This is a genomic window from uncultured Pseudosulfitobacter sp. (assembly GCF_963976325.1).
Lineage (GTDB): Bacteria > Pseudomonadota > Alphaproteobacteria > Rhodobacterales > Rhodobacteraceae > Pseudosulfitobacter.
This window is the reverse complement of record NZ_CAXBJW010000001.1, coordinates 1,131,435-1,154,741: the sequence shown is the minus strand read 5'-3', so window position 1 is coordinate 1,154,741 and position 23,307 is coordinate 1,131,435. Positions and strand designations below refer to the sequence as shown.

Annotated in this window: 27 protein-coding genes; 4 read left to right on the top strand and 23 right to left on the bottom strand. The window is 63.5% G+C overall.

What is annotated here, in order from left to right; all coding sequences use genetic code 11:
* Nucleotides 1-52: 52 nt before the first annotated feature.
* Entirely contained in the window at nt 53-694 is a 642-nt protein-coding gene (locus AAC077_RS05735; RefSeq protein WP_339767409.1) for a YafY family protein, read from the bottom strand.
* 172 nt (nt 695-866) lie between these two features.
* Between AAC077_RS05735 and tatA the strand changes: the two genes are divergently transcribed.
* Genes tatA through AAC077_RS05715 form a run of 4 tightly spaced genes read left to right on the top strand, consistent with a single transcriptional unit; the run spans nt 867 to nt 3,333 of the window.
* Nucleotides 867-1,085 carry a twin-arginine translocase TatA/TatE family subunit gene (gene tatA, locus AAC077_RS05730; RefSeq protein WP_231033018.1) on the top strand — a complete coding sequence of 73 codons (219 nt, stop codon included), beginning with the start codon at nt 867-869 and terminating at the stop codon, nt 1,083-1,085.
* 3 nt (nt 1,086-1,088) lie between these two features.
* Nucleotides 1,089-1,577 carry a Sec-independent protein translocase protein TatB gene (tatB, locus tag AAC077_RS05725; protein ID WP_339767405.1) on the top strand — a complete coding sequence of 163 codons (489 nt, stop codon included), beginning with the start codon at nt 1,089-1,091 and terminating at the stop codon, nt 1,575-1,577.
* Complete coding sequence (gene tatC, locus AAC077_RS05720) at nt 1,574-2,497, top strand: twin-arginine translocase subunit TatC (protein ID WP_339767403.1); 924 nt, start codon at nt 1,574-1,576, stop codon at nt 2,495-2,497. The genes tatB and tatC overlap by 4 nt, the downstream gene beginning before the upstream one ends.
* A complete protein-coding gene (locus tag AAC077_RS05715; RefSeq protein ID WP_339767401.1) occupies nt 2,494-3,333 on the top strand; it encodes an ATP-binding protein in 840 nt (279 codons plus the stop codon). Before tatC ends, AAC077_RS05715 begins: the two co-directional genes overlap by 4 nt.
* A 353-nt stretch (nt 3,334-3,686) precedes the next feature.
* On the opposite strand, the gene AAC077_RS05710 is transcribed toward AAC077_RS05715, so the two are convergent.
* The 22 genes from AAC077_RS05710 to AAC077_RS05605 all read right to left on the bottom strand — a co-directional run bounded on the left by AAC077_RS05710 (nt 3,687) and on the right by AAC077_RS05605 (nt 23,266).
* On the bottom strand, nt 3,687-4,715 hold the full coding sequence (locus AAC077_RS05710) for a Hint domain-containing protein (RefSeq protein ID WP_339767399.1): 1,029 nt from the start codon (nt 4,713-4,715) through the stop codon (nt 3,687-3,689).
* A 181-nt stretch (nt 4,716-4,896) separates the two neighbouring features.
* Complete coding sequence (locus AAC077_RS05705; RefSeq protein ID WP_339767397.1) at nt 4,897-6,108, bottom strand: LysM peptidoglycan-binding domain-containing protein; 1,212 nt, start codon at nt 6,106-6,108, stop codon at nt 4,897-4,899.
* A 158-nt stretch (nt 6,109-6,266) separates the two neighbouring features.
* The gene (locus AAC077_RS05700) at nt 6,267-6,917 is read right to left on the bottom strand and encodes a protein-L-isoaspartate(D-aspartate) O-methyltransferase (protein ID WP_339767395.1); all 651 of its coding nucleotides are present in this window, start codon (nt 6,915-6,917) and stop codon (nt 6,267-6,269) included.
* A complete protein-coding gene (gene surE / locus AAC077_RS05695; RefSeq protein ID WP_339767394.1) occupies nt 6,914-7,699 on the bottom strand; it encodes a 5'/3'-nucleotidase SurE in 786 nt (261 codons plus the stop codon). Before surE ends, AAC077_RS05700 begins: the two co-directional genes overlap by 4 nt.
* A gap of 174 nt (nt 7,700-7,873) precedes the next feature.
* On the bottom strand, nt 7,874-8,518 hold the full coding sequence (locus tag AAC077_RS05690) for an SDR family oxidoreductase (protein ID WP_339767392.1): 645 nt from the start codon (nt 8,516-8,518) through the stop codon (nt 7,874-7,876).
* Between the two features lie 57 nt (nt 8,519-8,575).
* Entirely contained in the window at nt 8,576-8,890 is a 315-nt protein-coding gene (locus AAC077_RS05685; RefSeq protein WP_339767390.1) for a hypothetical protein, read from the bottom strand.
* A gap of 174 nt (nt 8,891-9,064) precedes the next feature.
* Nucleotides 9,065-9,451, bottom strand: coding sequence for a hypothetical protein (locus AAC077_RS05680; protein ID WP_339767388.1), 387 nt, complete (start codon nt 9,449-9,451; stop codon nt 9,065-9,067).
* A 496-nt stretch (nt 9,452-9,947) separates the two neighbouring features.
* The gene (gene purF / locus AAC077_RS05675; RefSeq protein WP_339767966.1) at nt 9,948-11,402 is read right to left on the bottom strand and encodes an amidophosphoribosyltransferase; all 1,455 of its coding nucleotides are present in this window, start codon (nt 11,400-11,402) and stop codon (nt 9,948-9,950) included.
* Between the two features lie 240 nt (nt 11,403-11,642).
* Entirely contained in the window at nt 11,643-12,197 is a 555-nt protein-coding gene (locus AAC077_RS05670; protein ID WP_037921216.1) for a CvpA family protein, read from the bottom strand.
* 24 nt (nt 12,198-12,221) lie between these two features.
* Nucleotides 12,222-13,583: a DNA repair protein RadA gene (gene radA / locus AAC077_RS05665; protein ID WP_339767366.1), complete on the bottom strand. Its 1,362-nt coding sequence runs from the start codon at nt 13,581-13,583 to the stop codon at nt 12,222-12,224.
* 138 nt (nt 13,584-13,721) lie between these two features.
* On the bottom strand, nt 13,722-14,441 hold the full coding sequence (locus AAC077_RS05660) for a DNA repair protein (protein ID WP_339767364.1): 720 nt from the start codon (nt 14,439-14,441) through the stop codon (nt 13,722-13,724).
* Nucleotides 14,442-14,574: 133 nt separating this feature from the next.
* Nucleotides 14,575-15,078, bottom strand: a complete 504-nt coding sequence (locus AAC077_RS05655; protein ID WP_339767362.1) for a paraquat-inducible protein A — start codon at nt 15,076-15,078, stop codon at nt 14,575-14,577.
* A gap of 55 nt (nt 15,079-15,133) precedes the next feature.
* Nucleotides 15,134-15,394, bottom strand: a complete 261-nt coding sequence (locus tag AAC077_RS05650; protein ID WP_339767360.1) for a hypothetical protein — start codon at nt 15,392-15,394, stop codon at nt 15,134-15,136.
* 51 nt (nt 15,395-15,445) lie between these two features.
* The gene (locus AAC077_RS05645) at nt 15,446-15,700 is read right to left on the bottom strand and encodes a hypothetical protein (protein WP_339767358.1); all 255 of its coding nucleotides are present in this window, start codon (nt 15,698-15,700) and stop codon (nt 15,446-15,448) included.
* Between the two features lie 15 nt (nt 15,701-15,715).
* Nucleotides 15,716-15,955, bottom strand: coding sequence for a hypothetical protein (locus AAC077_RS05640; protein ID WP_339767356.1), 240 nt, complete (start codon nt 15,953-15,955; stop codon nt 15,716-15,718).
* Nucleotides 15,956-15,958: 3 nt separating this feature from the next.
* Nucleotides 15,959-16,705, bottom strand: coding sequence for an ATP-binding cassette domain-containing protein (locus AAC077_RS05635; RefSeq protein ID WP_339767354.1), 747 nt, complete (start codon nt 16,703-16,705; stop codon nt 15,959-15,961).
* Nucleotides 16,702-17,475: an ABC transporter permease gene (locus tag AAC077_RS05630; RefSeq protein WP_339767352.1), complete on the bottom strand. Its 774-nt coding sequence runs from the start codon at nt 17,473-17,475 to the stop codon at nt 16,702-16,704. Before AAC077_RS05630 ends, AAC077_RS05635 begins: the two co-directional genes overlap by 4 nt.
* Entirely contained in the window at nt 17,472-18,512 is a 1,041-nt protein-coding gene (gene alr / locus AAC077_RS05625; protein WP_339767350.1) for an alanine racemase, read from the bottom strand. Before alr ends, AAC077_RS05630 begins: the two co-directional genes overlap by 4 nt.
* 347 nt (nt 18,513-18,859) lie before the next feature.
* A complete protein-coding gene (locus tag AAC077_RS05620) occupies nt 18,860-20,356 on the bottom strand; it encodes a replicative DNA helicase (protein WP_339767348.1) in 1,497 nt (498 codons plus the stop codon).
* A gap of 162 nt (nt 20,357-20,518) precedes the next feature.
* A complete protein-coding gene (locus AAC077_RS05615; RefSeq protein WP_339767346.1) occupies nt 20,519-21,199 on the bottom strand; it encodes an orotate phosphoribosyltransferase in 681 nt (226 codons plus the stop codon).
* A gap of 76 nt (nt 21,200-21,275) precedes the next feature.
* Nucleotides 21,276-22,310: a dihydroorotase gene (pyrC, locus tag AAC077_RS05610; RefSeq protein WP_339767344.1), complete on the bottom strand. Its 1,035-nt coding sequence runs from the start codon at nt 22,308-22,310 to the stop codon at nt 21,276-21,278.
* A 38-nt stretch (nt 22,311-22,348) separates the two neighbouring features.
* On the bottom strand, nt 22,349-23,266 hold the full coding sequence (locus AAC077_RS05605) for a phosphoadenosine phosphosulfate reductase (RefSeq protein ID WP_339767342.1): 918 nt from the start codon (nt 23,264-23,266) through the stop codon (nt 22,349-22,351).
* Nucleotides 23,267-23,307 lie beyond the last annotated feature (41 nt).

Here is a 23,307-nt window from a genome sequence, read left to right as displayed (position 1 = left end):
TGCCCCCGACGCTGTGCGTCTCCCCCAGGATATTTTTGGCCAAAAGAACGGGTTAGGGGCTGTCTTCGAGGAAAAGCTCGGGCAGGGCTTCGGATGTGTCGATCAGGTCCAGGCGAAAGTCGCGCATGGCCGCGCGCAGTTCACACCATGCAGTCAGGGTCCAGACCGGGCCGAGGCTGCTGAGCCTGAGCGGGCGGATGGTGCGTGTGGTGATGCGGTCGCCGCGCGAATGGTAGGTGATGCGCAGTTTTTGCCGCGCGCGGATGGCGGCGCGGATGCGCGGGATGTGCGAGGCACCGCGTGCGGCGTCGGCAAAGGGCGGTTTTTCCAGCTTCCATGCCTCGGCGGGGGCAATCGCCGCCTCGGGCAGCAGGGCGTCGATGCGGTCGGCCAGCGTGGTTGCCGCCTGCGACAGTTCGGGGTCGGCGGATTGGCCCAGGATGGCAAGGCCAAGGCTGAGCGCCTCAAGCTCGGGTGGGGCCAGGTCAAGCGGGGGCAGGCGGATCTGGTTGGTCAACTGGTAGCCGGTGCCGCGTGTGCCTTGCACCGGAACGCCCGCCGCCTGAAGCGTCTGGATGTCGCGGTAGAGCGTGCGTTGGGACACCGACAGCTGCTGCGCCAGATCGGCGGCGCGCTGGGTGGTGCCGGTGCGCAAGGCATCGACAAGGGCGTGAAGGCGGGTTTGGCGGATCATTACTGACAAATACGTGTCAGTTGTGCAAAAGGCCAGATTTTTGTGGTGGACTCTGACCCCAAACGCGGGGGGCAAAGCGGCATTGCGGCTTTTACCCGGCGGCGCGCTTGCATAGACAAAAGCCGATACAAAACGAAACGTGCCGCGGGGCGCGTACAGCGGGAGACTTGATATGCTGAACAATATTGGACCGATGGGTCTGCTTTTGATTGCGGTTGTGGTGCTGGTGCTGTTCGGGCGCGGCAAGATTTCCAGCCTGATGGGCGAAGTCGGCAAGGGCATCACCAGCTTCAAAAAAGGCGTCAGCGAAGGCCAGAATTCTCTGGATGACGATGACGACTACAAGCAAGCCAAGGACGTGACGCCCGAGACCGAAAAAGACAAGGTCTGATCCATGTTCGGCATGGGCTGGAGCGAGCTTTTGGTCGTTGGGGTCGTGGCGTTGATCGTCGTCGGCCCCAAGGATCTGCCGGTGTTGTTCCGGCAGATCGGGCAATTTGTTGGCAAAGCCAAGGGCATGGCGCGCGAATTCACCAGCGCCATGAACGACGCGGCTGACGAAAGCGGGATGCGTGATATTTCCAAGACGTTGAAATCGGCGACCAATCCGTTGGGCACCGCAATGGACGGCGTCAAGGATGCGGCGCGCGATGTGTCGTCGTCGTTGCGCGACATGGATGCCGACAGCGAGACCGGAAAGCTGGCCGCCGAGCGCGCGGCCAAGGCCAAGAAGATACAGGCCTCGACCGCCCGCGCCGCCGCAGACCGCAAGGCGCGCGAAGCCGAAGAGGCCCGCAAGGCCGCCGACGCTGCCGAGGCGGCATTGGCGGATGACACATCCGACACACACGACACACACGACACACCCAAAGGCACGACATGAGCCACGCAGACGACATTGAAGACAGCAGCGCCCCGCTGATCGAGCATCTGGCCGAGCTGCGCACGCGGCTGATCCGGTCGGTGCTGGCCTTTGTGGTGGCGATGATCTTTTGCTTTTCGTTCGGCAGCGCGATCCTGGATTTCCTGTTGATCCCGATCGAGCAGACCATGCGCGATCTGGGCAACCCCAATCCGGTGATGCAATACACCGCGCCGCAAGAGTATTTCTTTACCCTCGTGCGGATTTCGATGGTGGGGGGGCTGGCGATTTCCTTTCCGGTCATCGCCTACCAGCTTTGGCGTTTCGTGGCACCGGGGCTGTACAAGAACGAAAAATCGGCCTTTCTGCCCTTTCTGATCGCATCGCCCGCGCTGTTCCTGCTGGGGGCTGCCTTTGCGCAATATGTGGTTGTGCCGATGGCGATGCAGTTTTTTCTGGGCTTTGCCGATGCGGCGTCGATCCTGACGGCGATTGTGCAGGATGGCACGGTCAAGGATTCGACCAAGGGCATCGACATCGTGTTTCAGGGTAAGGTGAACGAAAGCCTTGATATTACGCTGAAAATGATCGTGGCCTTTGGCTTGTGTTTCCAGTTGCCGGTGCTGTTGACCCTGATGGGCAAGGCCGGATTGGTGACCGCCGAAGGGCTGGCCAACGTGCGCAAATACGCGGTTGTGGGCATTCTGGTGGTGGCCGCATTGGTCACGCCGCCGGATGTTGTGACCCAGTTGATCCTGTTCGTGGTGGTTTTTGGCCTGTACGAAATCTCGATCTGGCTGGTGCGGGGGGTGGAACGCCGCCGCGACCAACGTCTGCGCGAAGAAGGTTACTTTGACGATGAAGAAGACGAAGCCCAAGAAGACGAAGAAGGTCTGGACGACATTCTGAACGGTAATGACGACGAGGACCTGAAAAAGTGATCGACGACCCGATGGACCGCATCGCTGCGGCGCTGGAGCGTATGGCCCCGGCGCCGCAACCGGCCCCCGATTTCGACGCCGCCAGCGCCTTTGTCTGGCACACCGGGCCCGACCGGCTGGACCCTGTGCACCAGATCAGCCGCGTGCCGCTGAACCTGCTGGTGGGCAACGACCGCTCGCGCGATACGCTGCTGGCGAACACCACGCAGTTTGCGCGCGGATTGCCCGCGAACAACGCGCTGCTCTGGGGGGCGCGGGGCATGGGGAAATCCAGCCTTGTCAAAGCGGTACATGGTGCTGTTCAGGCAGAACATCCGCAGTTGAAGATCGTCGAGCTGCAACGCGAGGACCTGCCCAGCGTGGGCCGTCTGCTGAACCTGCTGCGCGGGGCTTCGGGCCGGTTCGTGCTGTATTGCGACGACCTGAGTTTTGGCCACGACGACAGCCATTACAAATCGCTCAAGGCGGTTCTGGATGGCGGGATCGAAGGGCGGCCCGAGAATGTGGTGCTGTATGCCACGTCGAACCGCCGCCACCTGATGCCGCGCGACATGATCGAAAACGAACGGCAAAGCGGCATCAACCCGGCCGAGGCGGTCGAGGAGAAGGTGTCGCTGTCGGACCGGTTCGGGCTGTGGCTGGGGTTTCATCCCTGCGATCAGGATCAGTACCTGGCGATGATCCGTGGCTATTGCGATGCTTACGGCGTGGACATCGACGACGCGACCCTGCGGACCGAGGCCATCGAATGGCAGGCCACGCGCGGTGCGCGGTCGGGGCGGGTGGCATGGCAGTATTTTGTGGATCTTGCAGGCCGTCGGGGCGTCACGCTTTAGGCGGCGGGGGTGCCCGTTGGATGGCTTTGGCCATCATCTGAGGCCGAGTGGAAAACCGGACGTTCGTGCGGGGCGCGGAGAATGGCGGGAATGAGCCATGAGTGACATTGCCACAAAGGGCAGCGCCTGACCGCGGGTGGGCATCACGACGCTCGTGACCGCCACTTTATGTCTATTCTTTGGCGTGTGGGTGATGAACCGCAATACGGTGAGGAAGCGCCCGCCCAGGGGGCGGTCGGGCGCTGCCCGGCGGTGCTAAAGCACCTTGATTCCGGGCTTTGGTGGACGTCCGCTAGGTCCTCACAGCAGACCTTGGCCCATACAGCGTCCAAGGTCCGCTTCTGGTCCTGACGCTAAGCCGCCGCCAGCAGTATTGCCTCATAGGCGCGCAAACAGGGGGCGGCCTTGGGGCCATAGGTGACAAGGTCGGGAAACAGGGTTTCGATCTCGGCCCGCGCGGCAGGGTTCACCGCCTGTCTGGTCATGTCGCCGGGGTACAGCGTTTCCGACCAGATCCCGTGCGATTGCACCACGTGGTGCGCGTCCAGCAGGATGTGGTGATAGGTCACAAGCCCGCCGGTGCTGCGATAGACGCCGTCCATGTTCAGCAGATCGACCGCACGCACCAGAACCTGTTCCTGACCGTACAGCAGTTCGGCCCGCCAGTCGGTCAGCAGGATGGCGTGTTGGGGTGACACCACCAGATCGGCGTCATTGCCCAGAGTGCCTGCGGTGATGACAATCGGTGCCAGATCGCCGGTGGACACGACCGTGGTCGCGCCCTTCCAGCGGATCGGTTGCGCGCCGTCGGTGCCGGTGATCACCAGATCGTCGGCGCTCAGGTCTTCGACCGCGCGGGGGCCGTCGGGGGTTTCGATCATCGTGCCGGATGCAAAACAGACCACGGACCCGCCAAGGTCCGTGTGCGGCGTGCTGTCGTCGTTTTCGGTGATGCCGCCTGTGGTCAGGTTGGTGTCGGCGGGGGGCATCCCATCGGGGAACACCAGGAAATAGCCGTTCTCGCCCGCGTCCTGCACATCGTTATCGTTGTTCAGGTCCACGTCGATGACACCCACGCGCCACGTGTTCGTACCGTCGGTCACGGTAAAGGTATAGTCCCAGATCACCTGCCGGTCGACGCCGTCGATCTCAACGGTCTGTTCCCATGCACCGCCAAAGCGTTCTGCGCTGTCGACATATTCGTTCACATCGCCGTCACCGTTGAACACGGTTGCGCCGTCGTTTTCCTCGATCACGAAATAGGTGTCTTCGCCGCTGTAGCGCCAGGTGCCGTTGGGCGTATAGGCATAGTCAACGGGGTTGCCGTTGACCGTGCTTTGCGTGCCGCGAATGACGTTGGTGTATCCGTAGTAGACGGCCATGTTCGAAATCAATCCACTGCTAAGTTTGGATTGTTTCTGAAGGCGCAACGCGGCGACGCTAGGGCGCTCGCGTGGTTATTTTATTGTAACTATTGCTGTCTTGAACACAATTGGCGGGAAATGTGACGCTGATGTGGCGAACCGGAGCCGGTTCGCCACCGCGTTGGCCCAGACCGCAGGGTCAGGGCAGATAGGGTGTGGGATCAACGCTGTCAAAGCCCTTGCGGACCTCGAAGTGCAGATAGGCATTGTCGCCCGCACGCAGCTTGGCGATGCTTTGCCCACGGCTGACGCTGTCGCCTTTTTTCACGGCCACATCGGCCACGTTGGCATAGACGGTCAGCAGGTTGTCGGGGTGCCGCACGACGATGATCGGCACGCCATCGGCGCTTTGGGTGATGGCGGCGACGCTGCCCGAAGCCGCGGCTTTGACGGGTGTGCCGGCGGCAGCCTTGATGTCGATGCCTTCGTTCCGGCCCTTGGAATAGGCGCGGATGATCGAGCCGTTGACCGGATAGGCCATCGCCGTGTTGCTGTCGGGTTTGACCGTCTGCTTGCCAATGTCGGCCACGGGGGCTGCGGGTTTGGCGGCGGCGGGTGCAGGTTTGGCGGTGTCATCCTGCGGCAGGGGCGTGGCCGCACTGGGCGGTGTCGGCGTGGGCGAGCCTGCGCCGGGGGCGGTGGTGGTGGCAGCGGCGGCTGTGCGCTTGGGCGGGGCCTGTTGCGCCACGGGGATCAGCAGGAACTGACCTTCGCGGATGGCGAAATCGCTGCTGAGCCCGTTCCATTCGGCCAGCGACCGCACCGGCACCTGATAGAGCCGCGCGATGGTATAGGCGGTTTCGCCGCGTTCGACCTTGTGGCGGATCGGCTCCTTGCCGGTCTGGGCCGGTGCCGGTTTGGCAGGCGCAGGGGCCAGAGGGGTTGTTGTCGGCGTGGTGTCGGCGGCGCTGTCGATGGCATTGCCCGCCAGCGTGGTCACATCAACCGGTGCGGGTTGGATCGGGCCGGTCCCGATGGCACCCGTGGCAGGCGACGGTTCCGCCACACGACGGGGCAGGGCGATGATTTCACCCGCGCGCAGGGGGGTATCCGCCGCAATGCCGTTATAGCTGCTCAGCTCGGACGCACTCAGACCCAGTCGGGCGGCCACATCGCCCAGCGTGTCGCCACGGCGGGCGACGGCAACCTGATAGTTGGGATAGGACAGCACACCGCGGTCGTCCGGTCGGGGCCGGTCCGTGGTGGCGTTCACGGCTGCGTCGGCGGTGGAAAACGCGCCGGTGCCGCCGCGCAAATCTATATCAAGCGGTTGATCGCAGGCGGCAAGTGCAAGTGCACCGCAGGTGGCCAGCAGCAGGGGCGCGCGGTGGCGCGAAAGGGGTCGGATCATCTTGCTCGTCCTCTTGGCACGCCCCGTTATGCGGGTTCGGGGCCTTGTTTTGGGCCTGATCGTGTCTGTTGCGTCTTATGTCACGGGTTTTGTCCGCCCATGCAACACAGGGTCAAGAATGTGCCACACGGACGCCCAAATCGGCATAATTCCGCGTATTATGTATCTTTTCCCAAGCCTTCCAGCAAGGGGACGAAGCGCACGGGGCGCAATTCGTCATATTCCAGACCTGTTTCGGTCTTGCGCACGCGGATCAGGCTTTGCACCGCGTCCGACTGGCCGACCGGCACCACCATGATCCCGCCCACCTTGAGCTGTGCCAGAAGCGGGCCGGGGGGGTCTTCGGCGGCGGCTGTGACCAGGATGCGGTCAAAGGGCGCCTGATCGGGCAGGCCAAAGCTGCCGTCGCCGGTGATCGCGGTGATGTTGGTCAGGTCCAGCCCGTCAAAGATCACCCGCGCCTCGCGCACCAGACGGCGGTGGCGGTCCACGGTATAGACGCGGCGCGCCAATTTGCTGAGGATCGCCGCCTGATAGCCCGATCCGGTGCCCACTTCGAGCACCTTGTCGCGGGGGCTGATCTGCAAGGCCTGCGTCATCAGCCCCACCACGGACGGCTGGCTGATGGTCTGTCCGCAGGCGATGGGCAGGGGCATGTCCTCGTAGGCGCGGGTGGCAAACAGGCCGCGAATGAACGGGCCACGGTCGATCGCTTCCATGGCTTCCAGCACGGCCTTGTCCGTCACGCCCTTGGAGCGCAGGGCATAGAGGAACTGCATCTTGCGTTGGGCGATCTCGTCTTCGGTCATGTGTTCAGCGCCTTGAGGCGGTCCATCATGTCATGGGCGGTCAGGTCGGCGCGCATCGGCGTGACCGTGATATAGCCGTCCAGATTGTCGGCAGCGTCCGTGCCGGGGGCGGTGCGCACCTGCTGGTTGCCGCCCTTGATCCACACGAACCGGCGGCCCGAGGGGGCCTGATGCGGTTCGGTCGAAAACCGCACGCCGGGGCGGCGGCCCTGTTTGCTGAGACGGGTGCCTTTGACCTGTGCCGCAGGAACGGGCGGAAAGTTGACGTTGTAGAACAACTGGTAATCGCCGGTGTCGTCGGGCGTGGCATCCAGAATGCGCCGCACCGTGTCGGCACCGTGGGTCAGGGCGGCCTCGAACGGGTCGTCGATCTGGGCGTTGGCGGGGCCAAAATATTGCGACATGGCGATCGAGGGGATGCCTTGAAGCGCGCCTTCCATTGCACCGCCAAGCGTGCCGGAATAAAGCGCGTTTTCAGCCGAGTTGTTGCCACGGTTCACGCCTGACAGGATCAGGTCGGGGTCCACGTCGCCCAGCACGTCGTGGATACCGGCCAGCACACAGTCGGCGGGGCTGCCCTCGGCGGCAAAGCGGCGGGTGTCCAGTTGCGAGATCATCATCGGACGGGTGTAGCTGATGCAATGGCCGACGCCCGATTGTTCGAAGGCGGGGGCCACGGTCCAGACCTCGCCGCTGTCGCCTGCCACCTGGGTTGCGATGGCGTGCAGGGTTTTCAGCCCCGGTGCCGCGATGCCGTCGTCGTTGGTGATGAGAATACGCATGTTTTGCCCCTTTTGTCCTTAGTATTCAGGCGGCAGCATTGCGGCAAGGGCAGGCAGCGGGTGCAAGGTGGATTTGTGGCAGATCGGGGCAGGTCCGTTGCGCGCAAGACTCATTGACGGGCGGTGCCTGTGGCAAACCGGCCCTTCGGGGAGGATTTTTTGAACCGAAGAAGGTTAGAGTGCGGCGAGAATACGCGCCGCCTGCGCGTGCGGATCGGCCAGGGGCGCGCGGTCTTCGCCGGGGAAGAAACGCGCGCGGGTGGCGGTGGGCATCGGGTCGGGCTGTGCGATGACGACGCGGGGGCCGGTCTTGGTGGTTTCGGCCTGCCAGCTTTGGGCCAGCGCGATCTGCGCCGCCTTGGTCGCACCGTAGCTGCCAAAGAATTTCTCGCCCGCGCGCGGGTCGTCAAAGAACAGCGCGGTGCCGTCGGTGCCCAGCAGGGGAGACACATAGGTGATCAGCGTCGCGGTGGCGGTGATGTTGGCGGCGATGGATTTGGCCATGTCGCGGCTGTCGATGTGGCTGGTGGGGGTCAGCGGGGCCGCGTGGATCGCGGTGTGCGCCCAGATGTCCAGCCCGCCCCAACGGTCGTGAATGCCCCGGCACAGGGTCGCCATCGCCTCGGGCACGGTGATGTCCATGGGGGCCAGCGTGGCGCTGCCGCCAAGTGCCTTGATCCGGTCGTCAAGCTCTTCCAGCGCGCCGGTGGTCTTGGCCACGGCAACGATGTGATGGGTCGGGGCCAGCGCTTCGGCCAGTGCGGCACCAAGGCCGCGCGAGGCGCCGGTGATCAGGGCAAGTTTGGGGGCGTTTGTCATGGGCTGCGTGATGGAGCCATTGCGCGCCAAGGTCAAGAGGCGCGCGCGTGTCCGCGATCAGGCGGCGTTGGTCTCGGCGCTGGGGCGGGCGTGGGGGCGCAGGGAACTGACAACCTCGCCGGGCTGCGGCAGGCGCAGCACTTCGGTGCGGCCATTGCGGGCGATGTGCAGGGCGTCTTCGCCGATGCCGACCACCTGACCCAGACGGGTTTTGTCGCCGGGCCTTACGGTGTCGATGCGACCGTTCGGATAGCGGATCATCGCGCGCGGGGCCGTGGTTGATCCGAATACGCCCAACAAGACGGGCTGGTTCAGGCGCACCGCGTTTTTCTGCGTCGCCAGTTGCGTGGTTTGAGGAGAGGCTTTTTCCATACGACAGGTCCTTCGGGGGCAATCGAAGGTGCGAGGTATCATGGCCGTGGTCAGCCGCAAGACGGGGGAATCTTGCCGTCGGCCAATAGGTGCCACCGCCTGCGCCAAGCTTTGCCGAAGCCTGCGGCATTGTGTGGCACCGGGCTTGCGGGCGGCGGGAATCGCCCGCCTGTGTCAGGGTTTGCGGTGATAGGTCAGGGTCATCGCGGCCAGATGCGCGATAGGCTGCGTGTCCAGCGGGGCGTTCAAGGAAAGCGCCAGCGCGCGGCGTCCGTCGTTGGTCAGGTCGGGGTACAGGCTGGCCATGCGCGGCGCCAGATCGGTTTTGCAATCCACATAGGCGGTCAGCACATCGGGCGCCTCGGGCGACCAGTTCAGGCGCAGGGTCGATCCGGTGCGCGGGGTGGCGGGCCGCCATGCGGGCTGACCCCATTTCAGGGATTCCGTGACAGGGCCCACACTTGCGTCGTAGGCCGCCGACAGGATGGCGGCGCGCAGGGCGTCGAAACGGGCGCGCGCGGGTGCGGGCCATTGGGCGGTGATCTGGGTGAACGGGTCCATGAAGGGCAGGTTAGCACGGTTTGCTGACAGATGTTGGCAGCAAAGGGGTGGGGGTGCTGAAGTGATCTATACCGGGTCATATGTGTGATATGGGGCTAGGTCTTCGGTACGGGATTTTGCTGCCGTTTGAATTGGAGTGAGAAGCCGTGCATCGTCGGGCCGTGGTGCGGCGATCCAACCTTGGTGTCTGGCACTTTATGGTAGCCAAGCACATCCTAGCTGGCGGGAACGCACAACAGCAGCCAAATCGCCGTGCCGGCGGACGGCCCGTCATGTCGCAGACATGCCTAAGGCATGATGCGCGGCGGCCTGCGGCCTCGATTCCGCGCTTGGGAAATGCGCAGAGGGCTCAAACCCGCCACTAGCACCTGCTGAGTGACCGTCCGGTTTTCCATTCATGACGAGAAGATCAAAGTGATCTGAGGTCGAGCCGCCGCCAGTATGACGGCAGGGGCACCGCCCCCGCACCCTTATCTGGCAAGACGAAGCGGCGGGGTTATTCCGCCGCTTTCATCTCGAAGCCTTTTTCCAGCATGTCCGACGGTTTCACCGGATATTCGCCGGAGAAACAGGCGTCGCAATACTGCGGGCAGCTTTTGTTGCGGCCTTCGGCCTCGCCCACGGCGCGATAGAGGCCGTCCAAAGAGATGAACTTGAGCGAATCGACGCCCAGATGTTCGCGCATCTCGTCCTCGGACATGGTGGCGGCCAGCAGCTTTTCGCGCTGGGGCGTGTCGACGCCGTAGAAGCAGGGCCAGGCGGTCGGGGGGCTCGCGATGCGGAAGTGGACCTCGGCGGCACCGGCGTCCAGGATCATTTCCTTGATCTTGCGGCTGGTGGTGCCACGGACCACGGAATCGTCGACCAGAATGACACGTTTGCCTTTGATCAGCGCGCGGTTCACGTTCAGTTTCAGACGCACACCCATGTTGCGGATCTGCTCGGTCGGTTCGATGAACGTGCGGCCCATGTATTGGTTGCGGATGATCCCCATCGCATAGGGAATGCCCGATTGCAGGCTGAAGCCGATGGCCGCCGGCGTGCCGCTGTCCGGTACGGGGCAGACCAGATCGGCGTCCACCGGCGATTCCTTGGCCAGCTCGCGGCCGATGTTTTCGCGGGTCTCGTACACGCTGCGCCCGCCCAGAATGCTGTCGGGGCGCGAGAAATAGACGTGTTCAAAGATACAGAAACGCGGGGCGACACGGCGGAAGGGAAACTGGCTTTCGACGCCCTTGTCGGTGATCACCACCATTTCGCCCGGTTCGATCTCGCGCACAAACTCGGCACCGATGATGTCCAGCGCGCAGGTTTCCGAGCTGAGCGCCCAGCCATCGCCGACGCGGCCCAGCACCAGCGGGCGCACGCCAAGCGGATCGCGCACGCCAATCAGCTTGGTGCGGGTCATGGCAACGATGGAAAACGCGCCCTCGACCCGGCGCAGGGCGTCTTCCATGCGTTCGGGGATGTTGCGTTGCAGGCTGCGCGCCATCAGGTGGATGATGCATTCGCTGTCGGATGACGACTGAAAGATCGAGCCGCGCTCGATCAGTTCACGGCGCAGAGCGTTGGCGTTGGTGATGTTGCCGTTGTGGGCAATCGCCGCCCCGCCCATGGCGAATTCGCCAAAGAACGGCTGCACGTCGCGGATCGCGGTCTGGCCCTTGTTGCCCGAGGTCGAATAGCGGACGTGGCCGATGGCCAGCGGGCCGGGCAGGGTTTCCATGATCTTCTGGCTGGTGAAATTGTCGCGCACATAGCCAAAGCGGCGGGCGGATTGAAAGCCAAGCTCGGCGTCATGGCTGACGATACCGCCGGCTTCCTGTCCTCGGTGCTGTAGCGCGTGCAGGCCAAGGGCCACGAAGTTCGAGGCATCTTGGGTGCCGATTACACCAAAAACCCCGCATTCTTCTTTCAGCTTGTCGTCATCAAAAGGATGTGCGGGTGGCATCATGCATTCAGTCACGGGCGGTTGGCTCCGAATCTGGGGTTGGTCAGGGGTCTGATACTGGGGCCATGACGTGGTGTCACGCCCTTGGGCCGAAATAGTTATGAGATTGTGAACGTGTGGGTGAATTGTGCCAAATTAACCCGTTTCCGGCAGCACAATGCGGTGCGTGTATGTCACATCTAGGCGCGCAGGCCCCCCCGTACAACCCTGAAGGGGACGGGGCGGGGTGCGCTGTTTGCATTATTGTTCGCAGGTGCCGACCAGACCTTCGTACTGGCGGGTGATCCAGCCAAGGGCCTGTTCGGGTTTGCGGTCCTGGATGTCGTCGGTAAAGCGACCGAACACGGCGGCGGACCGGCTTTCGTCGACGATGGTGAATTCCTGGCCGGTGATCACGGTGTCGTAGACAAAGAAGGCGACGATCACCAACAGGATGCCGCGCGCCACGCCGAACAGAAAGCCCAGCCCTTGATCCACGCCGCCCAGGGCCGAGCGTTGCACCAGCGAGGAAAACAGCGGGGTGAACAGCGACACGACAATCAGCGCCACGGCAAAGACCAGCGCAAAGGCCCCGATCACGCTAAGTTCGCAACTGTCGGCCAGAAATTCACCCACAACGGGGATTTCACGGACCAGCGGTTCGACCTGCGGGGCAAACAGAAACGCCAGAATGGCCGCGGCAATCCAGCCGGCAATCGCCATGATCTCGCGCACGATGCCGCGCCCGTAGGCCAGCAGCGCCGACAGGATGATGACGACGGCCACCACGCCGTCAATGATTGTGAAACCGTCCATCATCCGTTCCTTGTCTGTGCGGCGTTAACCTGCGCCAAATACTTCACCCACGAAACTGGTCAAGTCTTGCATTTGCTGCACCTTGATCCCGGATGTCTCGATGGCCTTGCCGCCTGACGGGGCAAGTGCGGTGGTAAAACCAAGTTTTTGCGCCTCTTTCAACCTGTTTTCGGTTTGCGGCGCGGGGCGCAGGGCGCCCGAGAGGCTGATTTCGCCAAAAACAACCGCCCCTTCGGGCAGGGCGGCGTCTTCCCGCGCACTCAGCAGGGCGGCAGCGACGGCCAGATCGGCGGCGGGTTCGGATATTTTCATGCCACCGGCGACGTTCAGGTACACATCAAGCCCCGCAAAGGGGATGCCGCAGCGGGCTTCGAGCACCGCGAGGATCATCGCCAGCCGCCCGCCATCCCAGCCCACGACCGTGCGGCGCGGTTGGCTGTGGGGCGAGGGGGCGACCAGCGCCTGCAATTCGACCAGCACGGGGCGGGTGCCTTCGATGCCGGCAAACACCACCGATCCGGCGCTGGGTTTGCCACGCTCGGACAGGAACAGCGCCGAGGGGTTGGTGACCTGTTCCAGCCCGCGACCGGTCATTTCGAACACACCGATTTCATCCGCAGGGCCAAAGCGGTTCTTGACCGCGCGCAGGATGCGGAACTGGTGGCCGCGCTCGCCTTCGAAATACAGCACCGTGTCGACCATATGTTCCACCACGCGGGGGCCTGCGATCTGGCCGTCCTTGGTGACGTGACCGACAAGAATCACCGACACGCCCTTGCGTTTGGCAAAGGTCGTCAGCTCGTGTGCCGCCGACCGCACCTGACTGACCGATCCGGGGGCACTGTCGACGGTGTCGGACCACATGGTCTGGATCGAATCGATGATCGCAAGGCCGGGTTTTTCCGCCTCGAGCGTGGTCAGGATGTTGCGCAGGTTGGTTTCCGACGCCAGTTGCACCGGCGCGTCGGACAGGCCCAGACGTTTGGCGCGCATCCGCACCTGCGCTGTGGCCTCTTCGCCGCTGACATAGATGGTTTTGACCCCGGCGCGGGCAAACTCGGCTGCGGCCTGCAACAGCAGGGTCGATTTGCCGATGCCCGGATCGCCGCCCACCAGCAGCGCCGAGGCGGGCACAAGGCCGCCGCCCAGCACGCGGTCCAGCTCGTCAATGCCGGAATGGGTGCGGGGGGGCGGTGATTCCTCGGTTTGCAGGTCGGTCAGCGTGATGGCCGAGCCGCGATTGGCCCCAAGGGACTTTTTGCCGCCTGCGGACAGGCCCACATCCTCGACGATGGTGTTCCAGTCGCCACAGGCATCGCAGCGCCCGGACCATTTGGTATGCGTGGCACCACAGGCGGTGCAGGTGAATGAGGGTGATTTTGCCATTGCCCTGATGTGCCTGACGCGGGCGGGGGCGTCAAAAGGTAAATGCGACTGAGCGGGAATTGAGATGGCAGAAGGGGGCCAGCCCCCGACGCTGCGCGTCTCCCCCGGAGTTTATTTGGCAAGATGAAGACGGGCGGGCTATTCGGCGGCTTTGGGCACCATTTTGGTGACGGTGTTGTCGGTGGCCACGATGGTTTCAAGGCCAAGCTCTGGCAGCACCTCGCGCATTTCGGCGCGCAGGCGGTCCAGTTGGGCGGCGGCGACGGCCTCTTCCAGCTCGACATTGGTCAGCCAGTGTCTGAATTCGGCGCTGACGGATTTGGCGTGGTCCAGCCGGCTGTTGAACTGGTCGACCTCGTACTGGCGCTGTTCCAGGAAGCTGCGGGCGCGGTTGACCCGTTCGTCGGAATAAACCTCGGCCAGTTCCTTGGAAATGTGGGACATTTGCGCGGCCACTTCCAGCAGCGCAGGTTCGAGCGAGCTTAGGTCGGGGTGATCGCGCAGGTACGCCAGACGCTCGCGCACGGCGTCGAATTCGGTGGAAAAGCGGAACGCATCGCCGCGGTCGGCGGCATGGACGGCCCCATAGGCGCGGGTGATGTCGGTCATGTTGATCGAAAAATCGCGGTGGGCATTTTCAAGCTGCATGGTGCGGCGGGCACTGGGCAGGAAAAAGCACAGGCAGACAGCAAAGACGGTCAGCGCGATCTGGGCGTACATGCCCGCATCGGGGACAGGTGCGCCATTCCACGACAGGGGCAGGTCGATCCATGGCCACCGTCCCGTCGCGGCCATCCCTGTTGCCGCCAGCAACCCAAGTGCGGTCAGTGCGAAAAAGGCCAGTGCGGCCCGTTGCATGAGGAATCGGATCAGGTAGGCAAGCGCGCCGATTGAAGCTGTCAAATGTCTTCCCCCCAGAAAACCATCTTATCGGCAACTATACGCCGATACAGGGGTAACCGCTAAGCGAAAATTTTGTTCCCGGCTTTCTTCACTTGATTTTAGCGGGGCTGTATTGTGGCAAATCAGCGGCATCTGTTTCGCTTTTCGAAGCAATACCCGTGTCCTGACCGGATTGTTTCGTGCGCAACCCGACCCACAGCGATGCAAAAATACACGCCGTGAACAGGTACAGCCCCCACGCGACTTCGATCCGGCCAACGCCGATGCCCTTGGTCAGGGCGATATACAGCGCGATCAGGAAGACGTCGGCCATCGCCAGTTTGCCCAGCACATGCAAGGCCGGCAGACACCGCGCGCTGAGCAGGTTCCAGTGCAGCAGCGCCAGGCCAATGGTTTTCAGATAGGGCGCAAACAAGGCAAATACGGTGACCACCAGCGCCAGAAACACATCCGACGCCCACAGCGATTGCAGGCCGGTCATCACGCTGATTTCGGACAGGCCGAACAGCGGCAACAGCCCTGCACGCACCAGCGGGGCGAACCAGGACAGCGGAAACAGGACAAGCAGGGACAGGTTGATCCAGCGGTGCATGAGATTGGCAAATTGCTTTCTTTTGCGAAGGTCAGGGATGCGCCCAAGGCACGGGTCACAGGCAGGTGGGGCAGATTCCCATCAAGGTCAATGCGGCGGTCCAGACCCGTGACACGAACGACAGGACGCTGGCTTCGTTCAACAGGACGACGACCACGGTCCCGATCGCGCATAGGATGACAATCCCCTCGTAAAGCAGTTCGTCATACTGCCAGTTCGGATCATCGGGGCCATAGCGCAGAACCTGCAAAACAAAACAGACGATAAGTCCAAGGATCAGGCCAACCACGGCAGCAATGAAAGCAAGCAGATACATCGCATGATCTTGTGCGCCGCCCGGGCGCCAAGTCAAGCCAGCGCAAGGGGGCTAGAACCACTGTGTCTGCGGCCAGTCAAAGCCGACAAGATCCGACAGCGCCACCAGAACCGTCTCGAGCGGGGGCGTCTGGTCCAGTCCAAACAGCACGGACAGCAGGAACAGTCCTTGGGTGCCGATGGTCGTCAGCATCAGGCGCAAGGGCCACGGCAGGTCAGGGCGCAGGCGCGCCAGCAGCGCGAACAGACCCAACGCCAGCAGCGCAAGAGTGATTGCAAACAGGGCGTTGTCTGAAAACGGCGTCATCGCCCGCAGATTATATCAAAACGGCAGCAGGTCCAGAATGGCGTTGTAGATCGGGCGCACAGGGTTCAGCCCGTAAAAGTCCAACTGCATCAGCAGGACAATGCAGGCAAGGATTGTGCTGAAAAGAAGGGTGCCGTACCAGTGGTCGGGCCAGTGCGCCAGGTTCAGCTTGGTCTGAAGCCGGTAAACCGACACCAGCACAAAGCTGCCCGTGCCAAGACAGAAAACGATATTCAGGACGAGGTCGAGGCTCATCCTTTAGCGCACGGCGGCGATGGGCCCCGTGGCGCGACCGTGGATGAACTGATCGACGTAAGGGTCACCTGCGGCGTCCATTTCGGCCACCGGGCCGGTCCATTTGATCACGCCCTCGTGCAGCATGGCCACGTTGTCGGCAATGGCGCGCACCGACGACATGTCGTGGGTGATGGTCACGGCTGTGGCGCCCATCTCAGTCACGATTTCGCGGATCAGGTCGTTGATCACGCCCGCCATGATCGGATCAAGTCCGGTGGTTGGTTCGTCGAAAAAGATGATCTCGGGGTCGGCGGCGATGGCGCGGGCCAGCCCTACGCGCTTTTGCATACCGCCCGACAGCTCGGCGGGCAGGCGGTCGGCCACGTCCTCGGTCAGGCCGACACGGCGCAGTTTCTCGATGGCAATCGCGCGGGCCTGATCGCGGGGGCGTTTCAGCGATCCGCGCAGCAGCCGGAAGGCGACGTTTTGCCAGACCGGCAAGCTGTCGAACAGGGCAGCCCCCTGGAACAGCATCCCGAAGCGCGCCAGAAACGCGTCGCGGTCGGTGCGGGTGATGTCGGTGCCATCCACCGTGATGCGGCCTTGGTCGGGCGTGACCAGACCCAGCACCGCCTTGATGGTGATGGATTTCCCGGTGCCCGACCCGCCGATGATCACCATCGACGTGCCCTTGGGCACATGCAGGTTCACACCGCGCAGGACGTGGTTGCTGCCAAAGGATTTGTGGACATTCTCAAGCGTGATCATAGCGAGAAAAACACCCCCGTCAGCACGAAGTTGGCGGCCAGGATCAGGATCGCGGCGGCCTCGACGCTGCCCTTGGTGGCGCGGCCAACGCCTTGGGCCCCACGGCCCGAGTTCATGCCGAAATAGCAGCCCATCAGGGCCGCGATAAAGCCGAACACGCCGCCCTTGGCCAGCGACGAGATGATGTCGCGCAGTTCCAGGAAATTCACGGTGTTTTTCAGATAGGCCGCCGGGTTGAAGCCCAGCGTGCCCGTGGCCACGGCCCAGCCGCCGGCAATGCCGATCACGTCGCCCACCGCCACCAGCAGTGGCACCACAAGGGTTGCGGCCAGCACGCGCGGCACGGTCAGGTATTTCATCGGATGGGTCGAAAGCGTCACCAGCGCGTCGATCTGTTCGGTCACCTTCATCGTCGCAATCTCGGCGGCAATCGACGATGTGACGCGCGCGGCGATCATCAGGCCCACCAGCACGGGGCCAAGTTCGCGCACCATGCCGATGGCGACAATCTGTGGCACCACCGCTTCGGCGTTGAAGCGTGCGCCGCCTGCGTAAATCTGCAAGGCCAGCGCGCCGCCGGTAAAAATTGCGGTCAGGCCAACCACGGGCAGCGACAGCCAGCCGATGTTCAGCAGCGCAATCGCAAGCTCACGGAAATAGAAGGGCGGGCGCAGCAGATGGCCCAGCGTTTGCACCGCATACAGCGTCACGCGCCCGACGGCGCCCAACAGGCCCAGAACCGTGGCCCCGATGGCGGCCAGAAACCTCACTCGGTATACCGGCGGGCGTAACGATGGCCCAGCGAGGTCAGCACTTCGTACCCGATGGTGCCCGCAGCCGTGGCCAGATCGTCCACCGTCTGGTGCGCGCCCAGCAGTTGCAGATGCGCAGGGTCATGGCCCAGATCGGTGACATCCACGGTGATCAGGTCCATCGACACGCGGCCCACGATGGGCAGGGCGGTGTCGTCCGCGTAAACATGCGCGCCGGCCCCGTTGCCCATGGCGCGGATCAGACCGTCGGCGTAGCCTGCCGAAATCGTCGCAATGCGCGAGGGGCGCTGTGCGATCCACATATTGCCGTAGCCCACGGATTCGCCCGCCGCCACATCGCGCACCTGAATGACAGGGGCGTCCAGCGTCACGACCGCCTCGGCCTGGGCATAGGGCAGGCCGCCGAACAGGCCGACACCGGGGCGGCACAGGTCGAAATGGTAATCCTCGCCCAGCAACGTCCCACCGGTCGCGGCCAGCGAGCGCGGCGCGTCGATGCCGTCGGTCATCTCGCGGAACTGGCGCAATTGGAACGCGTTCATCTCGTGGTCCGGCTCGTCCGAGCAGGCCAGATGCGAAATGATCAGGCCGGGGCGTTGTGCCACGGCGATGTCACGCAGCGCCGACCATTCCGATGCCTGCATCCCCAGCCGGTTCATGCCGGTGTTCATTTGCAAGCCAAAGGGCGATCCAGGCAGCGCCTCGACGTGGCGCAGCATCTGGTCAACCGAGTTCAGCAGCGGCGTCAGACGCCCCTCGCGGATGGCACCGGTGTCGCCGTCCATATGGCCGGAAAACACATAGATCGCAGGCCCTTGGCCCAGGGCGGCGCGCAGGGTCGCGCCCTCGTCTGCGGTGGCCACGAAAAAGCTGCGGCAGCCCGCGCGGGCCAGCACACGGGCGACGACAGGCGCGCCCAAGCCATAGCCGTTGGCCTTGACCACGGCGCCGGTTTCCACTTCGGTGCGCGCGTCCAGGGATTGCCAGTTTCGCGCGATGGCGCCGGTGTCGATTGTCAAAGTCGCTGATGTCATGCGCGGGGTTGTGCCATGTTTGGGTCCGAGGTCAAGGTGTAACGTCCGCCCAAGGTGTCGGGGAAGGCGGAATAGGCGGTGAATAAGTGCGACCTTGCCACAAAGGGCAGCGCCCGCCCGTCGCACCGAAGGTGCGCCGATTGTTTTAGGCACGCCTCCGGCGTGACGGGCGGTCGGGCGCTGCCTCTCACACATTGCAAAGCAATGTGTTGCCGGCAGGTGTTCGCTTTGCGAACACCGAGAGGCCGGCGGTGCTTTGCACCTTGATTCCGGGCTTTGGTGCGCATTGGCAAAGTCCAGCGCAGCCGAACTCAAAACCGTAAGCCGCAGAAACCCTAAGGCTCCCCCTAAAACTCCTGCTCGCCGCTGTTTTGCTGCCACGGCTGCACAAGGTTGCCAAAGCGGGTGAACCGACCCTCAAAGCTCAGCTCGACGGTGCCGATCGGCCCGTGACGCTGCTTGCCAATGACGACCTCGGCGCGGCCGTGCAGGCGTTCCATTTCTTCCTGCCACTTGGCCATCGCTTCCAGATCGTGATCGCCGGGCTTTTCGCGTTCCTTGTAGTATTCCTCGCGGAACACGAACATCACCACGTCGGCGTCCTGTTCGATCGAACCCGATTCCCGCAGGTCCGACAATTGCGGGCGCTTGTCTTCGCGGCTTTCCACCTGGCGTGACAACTGCGACAGGGCGATCACCGGAATGTCCAGCTCCTTGGCGATGGCTTTCAGACCCATGGTGATCTCGGAAATCTCGTTCACCCGGTTTTCCGATTTGCCGGTGCCGCGCACCAGTTGCAGATAGTCGACCATCAGCACGTCCAGCCCGTGCGTCCGTTTCAGCCGCCGCGCGCGCGCCGCAAGCTGGCTGATCGGCAGGGCAGGCGTGTCGTCGATATAAAGCGGACAGGCCTCCAGCGACTTGGCCGCGTCCACGAAGCGGCGGAACTCGGCCTCGGTCATGTCACCGCGGCGGATCTGTTCGGATGGCACTTCGGACGCTTCGGACAGGATACGCGCGGCCAACTGTTCGGCGCTCATCTCCAGCGAATAAAAGCCCACCACGCCGCCATCAATCGCGCCCTCTGACCCGTCGGGCAGCAGCCCGCGTTTGTACGCCTTGGCCACGTTGAACGCGATGTTGGTCGCCAGCGAGGTTTTGCCCATCGACGGACGCCCCGCAAGGATCAGAAGGTCCGACCGGTGCAAGCCGCCCAGCTTCTTGTCCATGTCGATCAACCCGGTCGAGACACCCGACAAGCCACCCTCGCGCTGGTAGGCGGCGTTGGCGACGTTCACCGCATCGGTCACCGCCTTCAGGAACGACTGGAACCCGCTTTCGGTCTGGCCCTGTTCGGCCAGCTTGTACAGTTGCTGTTCCGCCTCGACGATCTGTTCGCGCGGCTCGGACGATACATCGACCTTGGCCGCCTTGGCGCTGATGTCGCGGCCCAGCAGGATCAGATCGCGGCGCACCGCCAGATCATAGATCATCTGCGCATAGTCGCGCACCGCAAAGGCGCTGATCGCAGCACCGGCCAGACGGGCCAGATAGGCGGGGCCGCCCAGCTCTTTCAGGCCCTCGTCGTCTTCCATGAACGCCTTGAGCGTCACCGGCGAGGCCAGGTTGTTCTTGGCAATACGGGCCGAGGCGATGTCATAGATGCGCGCGTGCACGGGATCGTAGAAATGGTGCGGCCCGATGATCGACGCCACGCGGTCGTAGATGTCGTTGTTGGTCAGGATCGCACCCAGAAGCTGCTGTTCGGCCTCGATGGAATGCGGCATGGTTTCGGCGGCCTGAACCTCAGGCGTGCCGTTTTGAAAACTGCTGATCTCGTTCATTGCTCACCCCGATTATTGACCCGGCTCGCGCGGGTGTCCTGTCTTAGACGGCACCGTGCAGCGCAGGCAATCTGGAAATCCTGTGGATAACCTTGGTCTGGGGGGCAGTCTACATCATCTGGTGGGCAAATGCAGTGCCCTAAACCAGATGATGTGGCGGATTTACGCCTTTTTATGTGCCTCTTGCCAGCCGCGCGGGTCGTTCAGGAACGCTTCGACGCCTTCCAGGGTGGCCGCGTCAAAGGTGCCTTGGGCCTTGGCTTCGGCCAGCACGTCCCACCATGTGCACAGGTGGTGCAGCGCAACCCCATGATCGCCCAAGGTCTTTTCGGTTTCGGGGAAGATGCCATAGTAAAAGATCACCGCCGTGTGCCCGCAGGTGGCGCCGGTTTCGCGAATCGCATCAACAAAAGACAGCTTCGATCCGCCGTCTGTGGTCAGATCCTCGACCAGCAGAACGCGCTGGCCGGGCGTCATCACACCCTCGATGCGGGCGTTGCGGCCATACCCTTTGGGCTTTTTGCGTACATAGGTCATGGGCAGGGCCATCCGCTCGGCCACCAGCGCGCCAAAGGGGATGCCGGCGGTTTCGCCGCCCGCGACGTTGTCGAACGCCTCGAAGCCTGCGTTGCGCATGACGGTGACGGTCAGGAAATCCATCAGCGTCGACCGGATGCGCGGATAAGAGATCAGCTTGCGACAGTCGATATAGGTCGGGCTGGGCAGGCCCGAGGCCAGCGTGAACGGGTCCTTGGCGTTCAGGTGCACGGCTTCGATCTCAAGCAACATGCGGGCGGTCAGGCGGGCCATTTCGGCGGCGTCGGGAAAGCTGGTGGGGATCATGGCGTGCATCCTTGGGCGGTTGAGCGTGCCGAAGCTGCGGGAGCCTCCGGCGGGAGTTTATCGGGCAAGATGAAGGTCAGGTCACGGACCAGTCCAGCGGCATCGCGGGGTCGAACACGGTCACGGGGCCGTCTTCGGTGTCGATGTGTGTGGGGTAGGTCGGGGTGGTTTTGGTCAGGGTCAGCGTGGTGTCATTGGCGGGCAGGCCGTAGAAGGCGGGGCCGTTCAGCGAGGTGAACGCCTCAAGCTGGTCCAGCGCGCCGTCCTGTTCAAACACCTGCGCCAGGATCGACATGGTGTTGGGCGCGGTAAAGCAGCCGGCACAGCCGCAGGGCAGCAGCTTGTTGGCGTCGGTGTGCGGCGCGCTGTCTGTGCCCAGGAAGAAGCGCGCGTTGCCGGATGTGGCGGCGCGGCGCAGGGCAAGGCGATGCGTTTCGCGTTTGGCGACGGGCAGGCAGTAATAATGCGGTTTGATGCCACCGGCCAGGATGTGGTTGCGGTTGATCACCAGATGGTGCGTGGTGATCGTCGCACCCAAGCTGTCGTCCTGTGCGCTGGCATAGTCCACGGCGTCTGATGTGGTGATATGCTCCATCACCACCCGCAGCCCCGGCGTCGCGCGCCGGATCGGGTCCAGAACGCGGTCGATGAACACCGCCTCGCGGTCGAAAATGTCGATATCCGCATCGGTGACCTCGCCGTGGACGCACAGCGGCAGGCCGATCTCGGCCATTTTCTCCAGCACCGGGCGCACGTGGTCAAAGTTCGCCACGCCCGAGGCGGAATTGGTGGTGGCCCCGGCGGGGTACAGCTTGACCGCCTTGACCAACCCCGAGGCATGGGCGGCAGCCACATCGGCGGCATCCGTGTCCTCGGTCAGGTACAGCGTCATCAGCGGGGTGAAATCCATGCCCTCGGGCAGGGCGGCCATGATCCGGTCACGATAGGCCGCGGCCTGTGCGCCGGTGACCACGGGCGGCACCAGATTGGGCATGATGATCGCACGGGCGAAATGGGCGGCGGTTTGCGGCAAAACGGCCCGCATCATTGCGCCATCGCGCAGGTGCAGGTGCCAGTCATCGGGGCGGCGGATCGCAAGGGTCTTTGTCATGCCCTGCCGTTAGCACGCGGCGCGGCAGCGCACCAGCGTCAGTTGGTCAGTTCTTTCAGCTTGCGGGCAAAGCGGGGGGCGTTCATGCGGCTGGTGACATTGGTGCACAGGCCCCGGATCAGCGGCGCGCGGTTGTCGATTTCCAGCGCCGACAGCAGGTTGCGCAGATAGGGCGGATAGGCGCGGCGCGCGCGCCACAGCGTGGCAAAGCTGGCGTCGTCCAAGGTGCCGTTTGCGGCCTGCTCCAGCAGCGGTTTCAGCAGGTCCATTTCCATCATGTTGGTCTGGATCGCATCGCCCAGATGGCGCGTGCGCAGCTTGTGCACGTTGGCGCGGGTGAACAGGGCGGCGTGCATCGCGTCCAGGTTTTCGCGCGGGTCATAGATGACAAAGGCGCGCGCCGCCGCGTCCAGCATGTCGGGCGCATAGCCGTAGCGTGCGGTGAAATCGGTGCGGCGCATGTCGACAAAACGGTCGTCCCATTCGGTGACGCGGGCGTCCAGCGTCGCCTGCGGCTGGATCGCCACCACGCGCGCACCGGGCGACGCGACCGAATAGGCCGCCGCCGCATAGCCGCAGGGGCCGGCCCCGTAAAACAGCACTGTTTCGAATTCGTCAAAAAAGCCGTCGTCGACCAGCCGGTCGAAATAGGCATAAAGCGCATCATCGCGAAACCATGTGTCGCCGTCCGAGGCCACGCACAGATGCGACCAGCCATGATCGCGCACCATGTTCCAGCCCAGCGGCACCGCGGATTCGGACAGCACGCGCATTCCCTGGATCGTCTCGAATGTGACCAGCAGCGTGGTGCCTTTTTCAACAAAGGCCGAAAAATGGCGCGGGCCAAGCGGTTCGAAATAGCCCTGTTCCTCGGCGATACCTGCCAGCTTGGTCAGCCATTCGCCCTTGGCAAGGCCGGAAAGCTCGGCGTTGAATGTCTCGATCGTGTCGTGCATCGGGGGCCTCGGAACCAGGGTGGCGCGGGTTTTCCACGCGT

Excerpts from the sequence above, each read along its gene's own strand:
- AAC077_RS05645 (WP_339767358.1), bottom strand. The coding sequence starts at position 15,700 with ATGACGCCGTTTTCAGACAACGCCCTGTTTGCAATCACTCTTGCGCTG.
- AAC077_RS05635 (WP_339767354.1), bottom strand. The coding sequence starts at position 16,705 with ATGATCACGCTTGAGAATGTCCACAAATCCTTTGGCAGCAACCACGTC.
- AAC077_RS05620 (WP_339767348.1), bottom strand. The coding sequence starts at position 20,356 with ATGAACGAGATCAGCAGTTTTCAAAACGGCACGCCTGAGGTTCAGGCC.
- AAC077_RS05650 (WP_339767360.1), bottom strand. The coding sequence starts at position 15,394 with ATGTATCTGCTTGCTTTCATTGCTGCCGTGGTTGGCCTGATCCTTGGA.
- AAC077_RS05700 (WP_339767395.1), bottom strand. The coding sequence starts at position 6,917 with ATGACCGAAGACGAGATCGCCCAACGCAAGATGCAGTTCCTCTATGCC.
- AAC077_RS05680 (WP_339767388.1), bottom strand. The coding sequence starts at position 9,451 with ATGGACCCGTTCACCCAGATCACCGCCCAATGGCCCGCACCCGCGCGC.
- surE (WP_339767394.1), bottom strand. The coding sequence starts at position 7,699 with ATGCGTATTCTCATCACCAACGACGACGGCATCGCGGCACCGGGGCTG.
- AAC077_RS05735 (WP_339767409.1), bottom strand. The coding sequence starts at position 694 with ATGATCCGCCAAACCCGCCTTCACGCCCTTGTCGATGCCTTGCGCACC.
- pyrC (WP_339767344.1), bottom strand. The coding sequence starts at position 22,310 with ATGACAAAGACCCTTGCGATCCGCCGCCCCGATGACTGGCACCTGCAC.
- radA (WP_339767366.1), bottom strand. The coding sequence starts at position 13,583 with ATGGCAAAATCACCCTCATTCACCTGCACCGCCTGTGGTGCCACGCAT.
- AAC077_RS05710 (WP_339767399.1), bottom strand. The coding sequence starts at position 4,715 with ATGGCCGTCTACTACGGATACACCAACGTCATTCGCGGCACGCAAAGC.
- AAC077_RS05615 (WP_339767346.1), bottom strand. The coding sequence starts at position 21,199 with ATGATCCCCACCAGCTTTCCCGACGCCGCCGAAATGGCCCGCCTGACC.
- AAC077_RS05660 (WP_339767364.1), bottom strand. The coding sequence starts at position 14,441 with ATGCAACGGGCCGCACTGGCCTTTTTCGCACTGACCGCACTTGGGTTG.
- AAC077_RS05705 (WP_339767397.1), bottom strand. The coding sequence starts at position 6,108 with ATGATCCGACCCCTTTCGCGCCACCGCGCGCCCCTGCTGCTGGCCACC.
- tatA (WP_231033018.1), top strand. The coding sequence starts at position 867 with ATGCTGAACAATATTGGACCGATGGGTCTGCTTTTGATTGCGGTTGTG.
- tatB (WP_339767405.1), top strand. The coding sequence starts at position 1,089 with ATGTTCGGCATGGGCTGGAGCGAGCTTTTGGTCGTTGGGGTCGTGGCG.
- AAC077_RS05605 (WP_339767342.1), bottom strand. The coding sequence starts at position 23,266 with ATGCACGACACGATCGAGACATTCAACGCCGAGCTTTCCGGCCTTGCC.
- AAC077_RS05690 (WP_339767392.1), bottom strand. The coding sequence starts at position 8,518 with ATGACAAACGCCCCCAAACTTGCCCTGATCACCGGCGCCTCGCGCGGC.
- AAC077_RS05655 (WP_339767362.1), bottom strand. The coding sequence starts at position 15,078 with ATGCACCGCTGGATCAACCTGTCCCTGCTTGTCCTGTTTCCGCTGTCC.
- AAC077_RS05640 (WP_339767356.1), bottom strand. The coding sequence starts at position 15,955 with ATGAGCCTCGACCTCGTCCTGAATATCGTTTTCTGTCTTGGCACGGGC.
- AAC077_RS05685 (WP_339767390.1), bottom strand. The coding sequence starts at position 8,890 with ATGGAAAAAGCCTCTCCTCAAACCACGCAACTGGCGACGCAGAAAAAC.
- alr (WP_339767350.1), bottom strand. The coding sequence starts at position 18,512 with ATGACATCAGCGACTTTGACAATCGACACCGGCGCCATCGCGCGAAAC.
- tatC (WP_339767403.1), top strand. The coding sequence starts at position 1,574 with ATGAGCCACGCAGACGACATTGAAGACAGCAGCGCCCCGCTGATCGAG.
- purF (WP_339767966.1), bottom strand. The coding sequence starts at position 11,402 with ATGCCACCCGCACATCCTTTTGATGACGACAAGCTGAAAGAAGAATGC.
- AAC077_RS05670 (WP_037921216.1), bottom strand. The coding sequence starts at position 12,197 with ATGGACGGTTTCACAATCATTGACGGCGTGGTGGCCGTCGTCATCATC.